Annotated in this window: 8 protein-coding genes and 2 pseudogenes; 7 read left to right on the top strand and 3 right to left on the bottom strand. The window is 39.7% G+C overall.

The features are described from left to right. Nucleotides 1-48: 48 nt before the first annotated feature. The 3 genes from CJF29_RS11175 to CJF29_RS11165 form a co-directional block, all read right to left on the bottom strand. A complete protein-coding gene (locus CJF29_RS11175; RefSeq protein WP_413544543.1) occupies nt 49-1128 on the bottom strand; it encodes a DUF1735 and LamG domain-containing protein in 1080 nt (359 codons plus the stop codon). Between the two features lie 85 nt (nt 1129-1213). Then, a complete protein-coding gene (locus CJF29_RS11170; protein WP_008999515.1) occupies nt 1214-2347 on the bottom strand; it encodes a glycoside hydrolase family 18 in 1134 nt (377 codons plus the stop codon). Nucleotides 2348-2372: 25 nt separating this feature from the next. After that, nucleotides 2373-3617: a SusD/RagB family nutrient-binding outer membrane lipoprotein gene (locus CJF29_RS11165; RefSeq protein ID WP_254780832.1), complete on the bottom strand. Its 1245-nt coding sequence runs from the start codon at nt 3615-3617 to the stop codon at nt 2373-2375. Nucleotides 3618-3634: 17 nt separating this feature from the next. Between CJF29_RS11165 and CJF29_RS11160 the strand changes: the two are divergent. From CJF29_RS11160 to CJF29_RS11130, 7 genes and pseudogenes are all read left to right on the top strand, one after another. Then, a pseudogene (locus tag CJF29_RS11160) lies at nt 3635-3733 on the top strand (IS66 family insertion sequence element accessory protein TnpB); the annotation flags it as partial. 86 nt (nt 3734-3819) lie between these two features. After that, nucleotides 3820-5385 (top strand): IS66 family transposase, encoded by a 1566-nt coding sequence (gene tnpC / locus CJF29_RS11155; protein WP_121765588.1) that lies wholly within the window; start codon nt 3820-3822, stop codon nt 5383-5385. Nucleotides 5386-5664: 279 nt separating this feature from the next. Then, entirely contained in the window at nt 5665-8466 is a 2802-nt protein-coding gene (locus CJF29_RS11150) for a SusC/RagA family TonB-linked outer membrane protein (RefSeq protein WP_074560402.1), read from the top strand. A gap of 16 nt (nt 8467-8482) precedes the next feature. Next, nucleotides 8483-10033, top strand: coding sequence for a SusD/RagB family nutrient-binding outer membrane lipoprotein (locus tag CJF29_RS11145; RefSeq protein ID WP_074560399.1), 1551 nt, complete (start codon nt 8483-8485; stop codon nt 10031-10033). A gap of 27 nt (nt 10034-10060) precedes the next feature. Beyond that, entirely contained in the window at nt 10061-11194 is a 1134-nt protein-coding gene (locus CJF29_RS11140; RefSeq protein WP_074560396.1) for a glycoside hydrolase family 18, read from the top strand. 8 nt (nt 11195-11202) lie between these two features. Next, nucleotides 11203-12393 carry a DUF1735 and LamG domain-containing protein gene (locus CJF29_RS11135; RefSeq protein WP_004308164.1) on the top strand — a complete coding sequence of 397 codons (1191 nt, stop codon included), beginning with the start codon at nt 11203-11205 and terminating at the stop codon, nt 12391-12393. Nucleotides 12394-12416: 23 nt separating this feature from the next. Further along, nucleotides 12417-13366 (top strand): annotated as a pseudogene (locus CJF29_RS11130) (DUF4999 domain-containing protein). Nucleotides 13367-13451 lie beyond the last annotated feature (85 nt).

Below are 13451 nucleotides of genomic sequence, written 5' to 3'. Positions count from 1 at the left end.
CAATGGACATATCCTTCTCTTTCATATAAATTATTTGTCTAGCACATTTTATTTATCAAATCTGATATTATGTTCCCACTTCTGAAGAGCTCCATTAGAAGTTGCATCATGCCCATTTCCTGTTGCATCTCTAAAGGCAGTACCTTCTCCTTCATCCATTGGCCAGAGGGCAATCAAATTTGGATTCTTTGGATTAACTTCAAAGTACATATTGTTTGCAATTTCCGATTCAGTACGAGCAACTTTCCAAAAGCGAACCTGACTCATAGTACAGTTATTTTGGAAATAGCTACCACTATCAACTATCTTCATATAATCAATACGTACATTTCCACCTTTTGGTGCAGGAGGATCGAAGAATGTTTCTTGTTTTCCGTTTTTATAAATGGTGAGTGTTGTTCCGTTGTAAACGAAAGCCCAATGATACCATGTATTTACCTCCAAATCACTGGCAGTTTGTTTCTGCCCTCCTAAAGTTTTTATCTGCAGATAATTATAAGGTTTATTGGCATCTCCAAAACGAATATAAATTTCATGGTCACCACTACCCGAAGTGAAAATAGCCTGATTATTCTTTTTGTAGCCATCCATACGTACCCATGCTTCCAATGTCCATGCATCTACCGTAATTCCCCAGTCTGTTGCCGGCAAGGTCGATACATTTCCGGCATTACCACGCAATACAGGAGCAGAAACATTCAAAGGTTTAGCCAATACATAAATGAATTTGCTTTGAGCTTTTGATTTCGTAACATCACCTTTGATAACATTTCCCAATGCAAGGGGAATAGCATAAGTAATACCATTCGTTGCAAAATCATTCACATGAAGCCGATAATTGGCACTAATTTCACCTGCCGGAATCGTAACCGTAGCATTCTGTGGAAGCATGTTTGCAGGCAGAACTTCATATTCTGTACCACTGATCGTATTGTATTCGGTCAGTAATTCGGGAACAAATTGAATTTCAACCTCTACATCTTCCGTAACCTTTTGAGCTAAACGTACCACAACATTAATGTCTGCACCATCATCCATAGTGATAGCAGCAGCAGTGGCTATATCAGCTGCATCTGTTATATAAAGACTGTTTGTCTGCGCCTTGTATTCAGCATTTTCACATCCCATAAAAAAGACTGTTGAGAATGCGATCATAAGACTTGATAAATAGATATATTTCATAATTTTCATTCTTATAAAATTCGTTTAACCATTATTCTTCATTCGCAGTAGCATTCATACGGCTATAGAAATTCTTGTATATGTTCGTAATGCCTTGACGCAGAAAATAGTATTCCGGTGAACCATCATAATCACCCTTACCCTGTGCATAATCAAAGCCTACACGATAAAGCCCGCATCCACCAATCAACTGATCTATTTCATACGATTTTCCACCGGTGGTATACGTTGTTTTATATACATAATTTGACATGCCGAGGAACCCTCCCCCTGTATTTGCATACGATTCAAAGTTTTCAGTGGCTATGGTTCTACGAACGATTTCATCCGGAGTAATAATTCCCTGCTGAATCCAATCGCTCATATCGTCAAGAACCCCTTTCATTCTGTAGTCTGCCATTCCACCATAAGCCTGCAATACAAAATAATCTACATAATATGACAGCCATTCCTTATCCATACCTGTTCGAATACCGACCTCACCGTCAATCAAGAAGAGAAGGCGTTTTTCCGGCATAGCGCGATCTCCACGATCACGGTTGGGATCCATTGCTCCATGTCCAAACCAGTAGGAAAGTTCCTCTACAAATATAGTTCTCTGAACTTTATTTGACCAGAGCGGACCTACTCCCATTCCACCACCAGGTTCATAATCCCAGTCATAACCATCATATCCACATTCAAGGCAAGCCTTGTAAATATCCTCAGCATAGGCTTTGATTGCAGGTCTCACTTTTTCCGGATCACTACTGGTTCCGGCTTCGTGATAAATTTCTTTATCAGGAAGATCATCACCAATGTTTTGAGAAAAGAGAGTAACGACAACCTTTGTTCCTTTCACTTTTTGCACATATTCCATATCAGCTTTTCGTTCCGGAGTTAAATCAAATTTAGGATGACCACCCCAGTTGGACGCAATGGTGATAGAATCAGGCAAACCTCTTAAGCTATTTTCACCTGTAGGAGAAGTCCCTGTCCAGTTGTCGAACCATACAAACACTTGCGGAAGTCCCGGTGTCTCTTTCCATTCACGCAAAGCAGCATAATATTCATCTGTTTTAGTTGTTTGATTCAAATCTATGTCATTAATAGATTCCACATCCGTACATCCAACAAAGAATGTCGCAGCAAATGCAAATCCTAACATTTTCTTTATATGTTTCATATTCTATGTTTTATCAGGTTAAAAATCAGTTCTTTTTCGCCCACCATAAATCTGTAGACCCGGTGTCCGGACCACCTAACATAGTTGCAATAGCAGCTTCTACATTGGCAGAGTTACTGGATTTTTCTGTTGTAGGATATGGCAAGCGGCGTACCATGCGTTTGCTATCAATATCACCGATATAACCGGCAGAACTTAGATTGTCACGTGCAGTAAACAATTCGGGATAGCCGGTACGACGATAATCACACCAAGCTTCGATTCCCATCGGATAGTTGGCAATCCATTTTTGGGTAATAATCTTTTGAAGTTTATTAGTTCCATCTCCCCATGCAACACTGGGCACGCTGGTAAATGAGATATTGTTCTTTGAATTCAATCGATCTGTGTAACCTTGTGGAACAACAGTGCTTGAAAGATAATCACCAATCTCTACACCATATTGACTCATTGACATTTGAATACCTTGTTCGTAATAGCTTTTGGCCGCTGCGTCTCCACCAGCAATCCATCCCTGCAGAGCAGCTTCAGCTTTCAAGAAATAAGTCTCCGCTGCATAGAAAACAGGCATAGGGGAATCTGCTGTAAAAGCAGGTTTAGAATATCTTGCTGCGCTACCCTCTACGGCTTTGCTTGTATCACTAATACCCATACGTACTCCACGGTAGTCTCTGTATGAAGTCGCAGTATTCATATACTTACTGATGCGCGGATCACTATATCCGGTCATATATGCGGAAAGTGTTGCGTTAATAGCCAAGTCACCCCAGCCGGAAGCAATCTCAAATGGATTGTATGGCATAGCAGGGAAGAAAGCATTATCTCCATTAGACTCTATAACTCCTCCCTCAATTGCTTCAGCCATGATTTGTTTGGCATATTCCGTGTCCGCAGTATTAGAAGCGATACGTACTGCCATACGAAGTTTCAAAGAGTTGGCATACTTAATCCATTTGCTGAAATCACCATTGTATATGATATCATATTCAGCAACCGGAACCTCTTTTCCTGCATTCTCCTGCACAAAAGCAGAAAGTACCTCAATACTACGTGTCAAATCACTAATCATATTATGATAGAGTGTTTTTACGTCGTCATATGCTACTTGAAATTCTCCTTTTCCCATTTCAGAGTAAGGAATAGGTCCATAGATATCGGCTACGCGAATCATTACGCCTACTCTAAGAATAGACGCCCATGCATAGATGTATCCAGACCCTCCTGTTGACTCTTTGACTGTTTGAAAATTCGGATAAAATTCAGTAAACATATCTTTGTAAGGAACACAATACAGGCAATTACGAGATTTCTTATCAGGTTTTGTCTTTTATCTTAAATGGAGTGTCATTAAAGTCTGTACGGTTGAGAAAACGTTTTAGGATCTAATACAACATTCTGATTATTAGTTATTTGTGCTAAAGATATCATCCGGTTTATTTGGCCAATTCGTTGATTCTTTATATCTTTATGCCATGAAAAAGGATGAGATCATAGAGTTATTGAAGGAACAAATCAAGGGATTACGAGATGACAACAACAGACTCTTGGACCAAATAGATGCTTTGATAAAGGAGGTTTCTTCCCTTAAAGAGGCACTCCTTCAAAAAGGCGAATCTCTTAGCAAGCAACAGCGCCTTACTAAGGGACTCGCCAAACTTGTATCCAACACATCCGAACAGCAACAGGCTCCCCAATCTGCCATATCCGAAGAAGAGCGGCAGAAGATAGAAGCGGAAAAAGCAGATAAGCGTAAAGCAAGAAAGAACAATGGGGCCAAACGTGACATGCATTATGAGATGGAGGAAGAAGAACATGTCGTTTATCCCGATGATCCCGATTTTGACATCAATAAGGCCCGGTTGTTTACCACTGTTCCCAGAATATGCGTCCGCTATGAATGTGTACCCATGCGCTTCATCAAGCATGTCTACAAGATACACACCTATACGCAAGAAGGTCGCCTGTTTGAGGGAAAAACACCGGCTTCGGCCTTCTTGAATTCCAGCTATGACGGTTCATTTATTGCCGGATTGATGGAATTACGTTATATACAATCGCTACCTGTTGAAAGAATCATCAACTACTTCGAGAGTCATGGCTTTACGCTGAAGAAACCTACGGCTCATAAGTTGATAGAAAAAGCCTCAAGCCTCTTCGAAAATCTTTATAAGTGCATCCGGCAGACAGCTTTGAGTGATCCTTATAAGGCAGCCGATGAAACCTATTACAAAATACTCGTCCCGGAAAAGAACAGCAAGGGAAAAGGAGTCAGGAAGGGATACCTTTGGGTGGTTGTCGGCATAAACACCAGGATGATATACTTGCTCTATGATGACGGCTCCCGGTCTGAAAGAGTTATTCTTAACGAATTAGGCAGTTGCAAAGGTATCATACAAAGCGATGGTTACTCACCTTACCGGAAGCTCGAAAGCGATGCTTATCCCAATATCACACGCATCCCGTGCTTGCAACATATAAAACGGAAATTTATAGATTGCGGTGAGAAGGACCCGGATGCAAAAAGAATCGTGGAGCTGATAAACGCACTTTATCAAAACGAGCATAAGCATAAAGTTGGGGTTGAGGGATGGACGGTAGAACAGAATCTTATGCATCGAAAAAAGTATGCGCCGGACATACTCGGAGAAATAAAAGATGTGCTTGATGAAATAGAAGAACGGGGGGATTTGTTACCTAAGAGCGAACTGCAGGAAGCCATTACCTATCTTCGCAATGAGTGGAATGCAGTGGTGGACATCTTTAATTATGGTGACACTTATCTGGACAACAATATGGTTGAACGGATGAACCGGTACATATCCTTATCAAGAAAAAACTCATTGTTCTTCGGCAGCCATAAGGGGGCCGAACGAGGCGCCATACTCTATACGATAGCACTCACTTGTAGGATGCATAAAGTGAATCTATTTGAGTATCTCACGGATGTGATAAACAGAACAGCCGAATGGCAACCGAACACACCAATTGAAAAATACAGGGAACTGCTTCCTGACAGATGGGAAAAGGCTAATGACTAAAAAGGGATCATTAGCCTTTTTATTTTAATACACTATATAGAATCGCGGAGACGCTTACTTTCCAAGTAAGGTGAAAGAGTGTGTGAAAGAGTCACCCTTCACTCGTAAACGTCCTGTTTATCGGGAGTCCAGAAGAAAGGTGAAGGATAGAAAAAATATGGTGGTGGTGAATTGTAGAGGCAAGACACTACAATCATACACATGATGCCGTTTAATTTTGAACAATTACTTATTGATAAATAATAAAGGTGGCATAAATTTTATTTCCTAATCATAATAATGCACAGTTTCTCCCAAGCAATCACGCTTGCCAATGCTCAACCCCTTAAAGTCACCTTAGGAGAAGATACACAAGTATTGGACGAAGTAGTTGTTACTGCATTGGGTATCAAGCGTGCAACTAAGGCATTAAGTTATAATGTACAAGAGGTAAAAGGTGACGAATTGACAGCTGTAAAGGACGCCAATTTTATGAATTCACTATCAGGAAAGGTTGCCGGTGTTCAGATTAATAGTGGTGCAACCGGTGCTGGTGGTGCCACTCGTGTTGTTATGCGTGGTATGAAATCTCTGACTAAAGATAACAATGCATTGTATGTAATTGATGGTGTACCTATTTTTAATACAGGAAAAAGCGGTGGCGAAGGATTATTTGGAGAGATGGGAGGATCAGATGCTGTTGCTGACTTAAATCCGGATGATATTGCTAGTATTAGTATGATGACCGGTCCTTCTGCGGCAGCATTATATGGTTCCGCTGCGGCAAATGGTGTTGTTTTAATAACGACTAAAAAAGGCCAAACAGAGAAAACTACCATAACAGTATCCAACAGTACTACTTTCTCTAAAGCATATATTATGCCGGATATGCAGAACCGTTATGGTACAAGTTCCGGATTATTCAGCTGGGGAGAATTGACAAACCGTCGATATAACCCATCTGACTTCTTTGAAACAGGATCCAATGTTATCAATTCGGTAGCATTATCTACAGGAAATACCAAAAACCAGACCTATCTTTCAGCTTCTACAACTAACTCCGGTGGAATTCTTCCGAATAACTCTTATAACCGTTATAATTTTACGGCACGTAATACCACCCATTTCCTGAATGATAAACTTACTCTGGATATCGGTGCACAATATATCGTTCAGAACAACAAAAACATGGTTTCTCAAGGACAGTATTATAACCCTCTCCCATCACTGTATCTATTCCCTCGTGGAGACAACTTTGACGAAATTCGTCTGTATGAGCGTTATAATACTAACTACGGCTATATGGAACAATATTGGCCTTATGGTGATGCAAGTTTGTCATTACAAAATCCATATTGGATACAAAATCGCATCAACCGTACTTCCAACAAGAAACGTTATATGATGAACGCTTCTTTGAAATGGCAGGCTGCAGATTGGCTCAATGTTGTCGGTCGTGTCAATCTGGACAACTCCGACTACCGGAATAAAAACGAAAAATCTGCTTCTACATTAACAACATTCTGTGGTGTAAGCGGTGGTTTTGAAGATGCCATGCGTCAGGAACGTTCTTTATATGCCGATTTCCTGGCTAATATAGATAAAACATTTGGTGATTTTCATTTAACAGCCAATGTTGGTGCTTCCATATATCATACTTCAATGGATCAGTTATATATTGCAGGTGACCTGGTTATTCCCAACTTCTTCCAGATCAACAATATTAATTTCTCCGCCAACTATAAACCGGACCCTACCGGATATGAAGATGAAATTCAAAGTATTTTTGCCAGTGCTGAATTAAGTTGGAAAAATCAACTGTATCTAACCGTAACCGGACGTAATGACTGGGATTCAAAACTCGCATTCTCCAAACAAAAATCGTTCTTTTATCCGTCAGTCGGTTTATCGGCTTTATTATCAGAAATGGTTAAACTACCAGAGGTGATTTCTTATGCTAAAATACGCGGTTCGTATACAGTGGTAGCCTCTTCTTTCGATCGTTTCCTTACTAATCCGGGTTACGAATACAACAGCCAGACACATAACTGGGCGAATCCGACCGTATATCCGATGGACAATATGAAACCTGAAAAGACTAAATCCTGGGAAATCGGTTTGAACTTGAAATTCTGGGGAAATCGTTTTAATTTAGACGCTACTTACTATCGTTCTAATACACTGAACCAAACATTTAAGGTAGATATCCCTTCTTCTTCCGGATATAAACAAGCGATTGTACAAGCTGGTAACGTGCAAAATCAGGGTATTGAATTAGCTTTAGGATTCAGTGATAAATGGGCAGGATTCGGATGGTCTTCTAATGCAACCTTCACTCTAAACCGTAACAAGGTGAAACGACTGGCAAGCGGCAGCGTGAATCCCGTGACAGGAGAAGCTATCCAAATGGATGAAATGAATGTGGGTTGGTTAGGTAAAGAGAATGTAGCTCCTCGCGTCATCCTAACAGAAGGAGGTTCCATGACTGATATCTATGTATACAACCAGCTGACAAAAGACAATAACGGTAATATAAAAGTCGATCAGAATGGTAATCTGGGTATCACTTCATCAAACACTCCGGTAAAAGTAGGTAATCTGGATGCTGATTTCAACCTCGGATGGACCAATCATTTCACTTATAAAGGAATTGATTTAGGAGTTGTATTATCAGCCCGTGTAGGCGGATTAGCTTATTCGGCTACTCAAGGTATTTTAGATTATTATGGAGTATCCGAAACATCTGCAACAGCTCGTGATAATGGTGGTATACCTATTAATAACGGCAAAGTTAACGCCCAAAAGTATTACCAGACTATTGGTACGGGTGAAGGTGGCTACGGTCGTTATTATCTATATAGTGCAACCAATGTACGTTTGCAGGAATTGAGTCTAAACTATACACTTCCTAAAAGATGGTTTAAAAATGTGGCGAATGTTACTTTGGGTATTGTAGGACGTAATTTATGGATGATTTATTGTAAAGCCCCATTTGACCCGGAATTGTCTGCCTCTACCTCCAGTAACTATTATATGAATGTAGACTACTTTATGCAACCCAGCTTGCGTAACTTCGGTTTTAATGTGAAAGTTCAATTCTAAAAGAAAAGCTAATGTTATGAGAAAATATTTAAGAAATATCACAGTCGGTGCCGCTCTGTTGTTACTGGCAGGAAGTTGTACCGATAAATTTGAGGAGTATAATACGAATCAATATCAAATTCATGATGCAGACCCTGCGACTTTGATGAAGTCTATGATTGAAACAATTGTGAATATTCAGCAGAATGACTCTCAAATGCAAGATCAGATGGTGGGACAGTTAGGTGGCTATCTATGCTGTTCTAACACATGGAGTGGTACAAACTTCAGCACATTCAATCAGAGTGATGCCTGGAATGCTACCCCCTGGAACACTCCGTTTGAAAAAATATATGGAAACTTTTTCCAAATACAGGAAGCAACTAATTCTACGGGACATTATTATGCTTTTGCGTGTATGATACGTGCAATAACGATGCTTCGCGTTGCGGATTGTTATGGACCGATGCCTTACAGCCAAGTAAAGAAGGGTAATTTCTATGTATCTTATGATACCCAGGAACAGGTCTATACCAGTATATTAAGTGATTTAGCCAATGCAGCTGATGTTTTGTACAACTATTATGTAGAAACAAATGGCAATGCCCCATTGGGGGCCAATGATCCGGTTTTTGATGGAAATTATTCAGGTTGGGCTAAGCTAGCCAATTCAATGCGCTTACGTGTTGCAATGCGAATCAGCGGAACATGGCCTGGCATTGCTCAAGAGGCAGCTGAAGCAGCAGTAACACATAAAGCAGGATTGATTGAAAGTAATTCGGATAATGCTATGCTTTCTTGTGGCACACAGAGTAATCCATATCAACTGGCAGCTGTAAGTTGGGGTGATCTGCGTGTGAATGCAAATATTGTAGATTATATGAATGCATATGGCGATCCACGTATGCCGAAGTTCTTTAATAAGTCTACCCTTGCCGGGAAAACAGATAAATATGTAGGTATGCGTACAGGAGATGCTGATTTTAAAAAGGCAGACGCTGCAGGATTTTCTATTCCCGCATATACGGCAACCTCTAAATTAATGGTTTTCTGCGCTGCAGAAACGGCTTTTTTACGTGCAGAAGGAAAATTGCGTGGTTGGAATGTCGGTTCTAAAACAGCAAAAGCCTATTACGAAGATGGTATTAATTTGTCAATGGAACAATATCAGGTTTCAGCCACTGAATACTTGAAGATTGACGAGGCTCCTGTCGTATCACATGAAAGTGATGCTGTGCAAAATGCTACTGCTACAATTACCAATACAGTGAGTGTGATGTGGGATGACAGTGAGGCTGATAACGTAAATGGAAAAAATTTCCAACGTGTCATTACTCAAAAATGGATCGCCAATTATCCATTAGGATTGGAAGCATGGGCTGAATATCGCCGTACAGGTTATCCGGAACTTTATCCTTGTATCGACAATCTATCAGATTGTGGAGTGAGTAGCCAACGCGGTATGCGTCGTCTAAGCTTCCCTTATACAGAGGCACAAAACAATAAAGCCAATTATGATCTGGGAGTAGCAGAACTTGGCGGTGCTGATAATGAAGCTACTGACTTAAAGTGGGCTAAAAAGATCTAATTTATATAATGCATAAAAAGGACTTTTATGAAGAAAATTTATTTATTATACATTGTACTCATATCACTGGCAACGACCTCATTGATCGGTTGCAGTGACTGGACGGAGTCGGAAGCAAAAACTTTTCCCGAATCGATCGTATCGGATGAATATTATGCGGCCTTGCGTGCCTATAAGCAGACAGATCACCAAGTTGCCTTTGGCTGGTTTGGTGGCTGGAGTGGTGAAGGTGCTTTTATGAAAAGCTCTCTAGCTGGTATTCCGGATAGCGTAGATATTGTTTCTATTTGGGATAATGGAACGAATCTTTCTGAAGCTCAACGTAAGGATATGGCTTTTTGCCAGAACATGAAAGGTACAAAAATTATATACTGTTCAATTATCGGTGGTGTAGGAGACAAACTGACTCCACAGAATATACTGGATAATTGGGAAGAAATGGGATACAATAGTAAACAGGAAGCTATTAATGATTTTTGGGGATACCCGTCAGACGAAAGTAATATAGAAGCAGTAGAAACTTCAATCCGCAAATATGCAAAAGCGATTGTAGATACTTTAAATCTATATGGTTATGATGGATTTGATATAGATTACGAACCTGTGGCCGGACCCTACACCGGAAATATAGTCAATTCAGATGAACATTTGTTTTTCTTTATTGACGAATTAGGCAAGTATCTGGGACCGAAATCCGGAACAGGAAGACTATTGGTCATTGATGGTGAACCTCAAAGAATTACTACCAAGCCTGAAATTGGAACTTACTTTGATTATTTCATTATCCAAGCCTACAAACCGGGAAGTGATTCAAATTTAGACAAACGACTTATTGATGGTAAGGTTTGGGGACCAGGGTTGGTAGAAACTTTTGGCGGAGTAATGACCGAAGAGGTAATTACGAGAAGAACTATAATGACTGAAAACTTCGAAGCGACCGATGCTGCGATGGATGGCGGTTATCCCTATACCGACCGTTATGGGAATAGTATGAAATCTTTGGAAGGCATGGCACGTTGGCAGCCTAGAAATGGTTTCCGTAAAGGTGGGGTAGGAACTTATCACATAGAAGCAGAATTTGGTACTTCACCGGAATATAAGAATATACGTCGTGCCATCCAGATTATGAATCCATCATCACATTCATTACTTAAAAATTAATGTAAACTATGAAACGTATGAATTATATAAGAACTTTATACTTCTCTGCAATTATAGCAGGCTTAGGAAGTATGGTAAGTTGCGGAGATGCGAAATATGATGCTTTAGACACACATGCTTATATTGAAGAAGCACTTTCAAGTACAAGCCAAAAAGTAACTGTACAAGCCTCTGGCGAAAGTTTTACTACTCTAAATGTGCATCTTAGCAATCTTTCTTCTACAGACAACCATTATAAGTTGGTCACGGACCAATCTGTATTGGATGCCTATAACCACATTAATGGAACCGGATATATAATGTTGCCCGAAGGATATTATACACTACCGGAAACTATTACAGTGAAAGCCGGACAGTATGCCACTGATGCCCTCTCTATTGCCTTGAAAGCTTTTAGTCAGGAAATGATGAAGTCAGGAGAATCATATGCGCTGCCTGTAAAACTTGTATTGCAGGATGGAAGCATTTCACCAATGGCAAATACCGGAACTTTTGTTATTTTAGCTGAAAGTATTATTGAGTTTTCAGCCCCGATGTTTACCGGTTCTGCTAATTTAACTTCTAATAAATATGCAGAATCATCTGAAACGTATGCACAATATACGATAGAGGTTCGTTTTCAAGTAAGTAATATGAATAATCGAAATCGTGCTATTTTTAGTAATGGTAACGGTGATGCCCTGAATAATATCTTGTTGCGTTTTGAAGACCCGCAGTCTGATAATGAAAATTTCAAGGCTCATTCATTAGTACAAGTTGTGGGCCGTAATAGTCTTTATTTGAATCCAAGCAATTCTTTTAAGCCTAATGAATGGCAACATCTAGCTCTAGTATGCGACGGTTCATCTTACCGTCTTTATATTAACGGAATAGATTCAGGTGTCTTGAGTATTCCATCGGGACCCACTATTTTTTCCAGTATAAGTTGGTTTTCTGCCGATACATGGTGGAGTGGTTGTAAGATTTTGATGAGCGAAGCACGTATATGGTCTGTAGTTCGTTCCGCTTCTCAAATTCAAAATAACATGACTCAAGTTAGCCCAAAATCTGTGGGTTTGGAAGCCTATTGGCGATTCAATGAAGGACAAGGCAATGTATTCGAAGATGCAACCGGCAAAGGTCATACTTTGACTACTTCTGCTACTCCTACCTGGATTGACGGTATTTTATCTACAGATAAATCTACCGAATGGAAATAGTAATAATTTAATCGTATGTACATATGAAAAATATATTTCAATCACTATCAATAGCAACTCTACTCGGCTTGTTTGTCCCGTTCATTTCGTCCTGTAGCGATGATGAAGAAGTTTTTAACGAATGGAATGCTACGTATGTGTCTCTACAGAGAAATGACTATTTATCGGGGAATGTAAAAAAGTTCAATCTGACTCATGATGCGAATGGAATCGGAGGAGATGAAATTAAGATGGCTTTTACTGTAAAAACACAGAAAGCAGTCTCTACAGATATGGTTATCGCATTAAGTGCAAAAAGTGAAACAGAAGGGCTTGATGCAAGCCAGATCGTTTTAAGTTCCTCACAGGTTACTCTCAAAGAAGGACAGATGACTTCTGAAGAAATCACTGCGACGGTTGATCCGACGATATTTGCCAGTATCATGGAAAAAACAAGTTTCTCTTTCAGTGTCTCAATCAGTAATGTAACTACCAATGATAAGAACACTGTTATTAGCAGTAGTTTAAGTACATTGCCTGTCATTATTAATAAAGCTGCCTATTGTAATCTAAAAAGCGGTATTCCTAGTAATAGCCAACTTATCAGTAATCGCGCCGGCTGGATTATTAATGTAGAAGAAGGAGTAGAAGGCGCACCCAATAATTTAATCGATGGCAAGACTGGAACTGACGTTGCTCTAAATAATAAAGGATTCTGGTTTACTGTTGATTTAGGAGAAGCTAAGGTTTTAACAGGTATCAAAACGAATCATTGGGCCAATGCATATGCTCCTAGAGAAGTGGAAATATTACAATCTGAAAATGGTACGACATGGAAATCTTGAGTTCATTAGCAATCTCCGGTGGTACACAGAATATTACGTTCATTTCTCCTATTACTACGCGATATCTGAAATATCAGATTATTACTATCTCTACAAACGGTCGTACGGATGTTACAGAATTTAATGTTTACGAACCCAAAAGTGAGTAAGTATTTATGAATAGATAACTATAAAAATATAGAATAGAGGCTATCAAACAGGCCTTAAGTTCATAAAATCACCCTCATTACAATG

The sequence above is a fragment of the Bacteroides celer genome (genome assembly GCF_002632415.2).
Taxonomy (GTDB): Bacteria; Bacteroidota; Bacteroidia; order Bacteroidales; family Bacteroidaceae; genus Bacteroides.
Note: the sequence above shows the minus strand (reverse complement) of the source record. Positions and strands in the feature narration are given on the sequence as shown.

Bases quoted from the DNA above. Each gene is read 5' to 3' on its own strand.
- CJF29_RS11175 (WP_413544543.1), bottom strand. From the start codon at position 1,128: ATGGGATGTGAAAATGCTGAATACAAGGCGCAGACAAACAGTCTTTAT.
- CJF29_RS11170 (WP_008999515.1), bottom strand. From the start codon at position 2,347: ATGAAACATATAAAGAAAATGTTAGGATTTGCATTTGCTGCGACATTC.
- CJF29_RS11165 (WP_254780832.1), bottom strand. From the start codon at position 3,617: ATGTTTACTGAATTTTATCCGAATTTTCAAACAGTCAAAGAGTCAACA.
- tnpC (WP_121765588.1), top strand. From the start codon at position 3,820: ATGAAAAAGGATGAGATCATAGAGTTATTGAAGGAACAAATCAAGGGA.
- CJF29_RS11150 (WP_074560402.1), top strand. From the start codon at position 5,665: ATGCACAGTTTCTCCCAAGCAATCACGCTTGCCAATGCTCAACCCCTT.
- CJF29_RS11145 (WP_074560399.1), top strand. From the start codon at position 8,483: ATGAGAAAATATTTAAGAAATATCACAGTCGGTGCCGCTCTGTTGTTA.
- CJF29_RS11140 (WP_074560396.1), top strand. From the start codon at position 10,061: ATGAAGAAAATTTATTTATTATACATTGTACTCATATCACTGGCAACG.
- CJF29_RS11135 (WP_004308164.1), top strand. From the start codon at position 11,203: ATGAAACGTATGAATTATATAAGAACTTTATACTTCTCTGCAATTATA.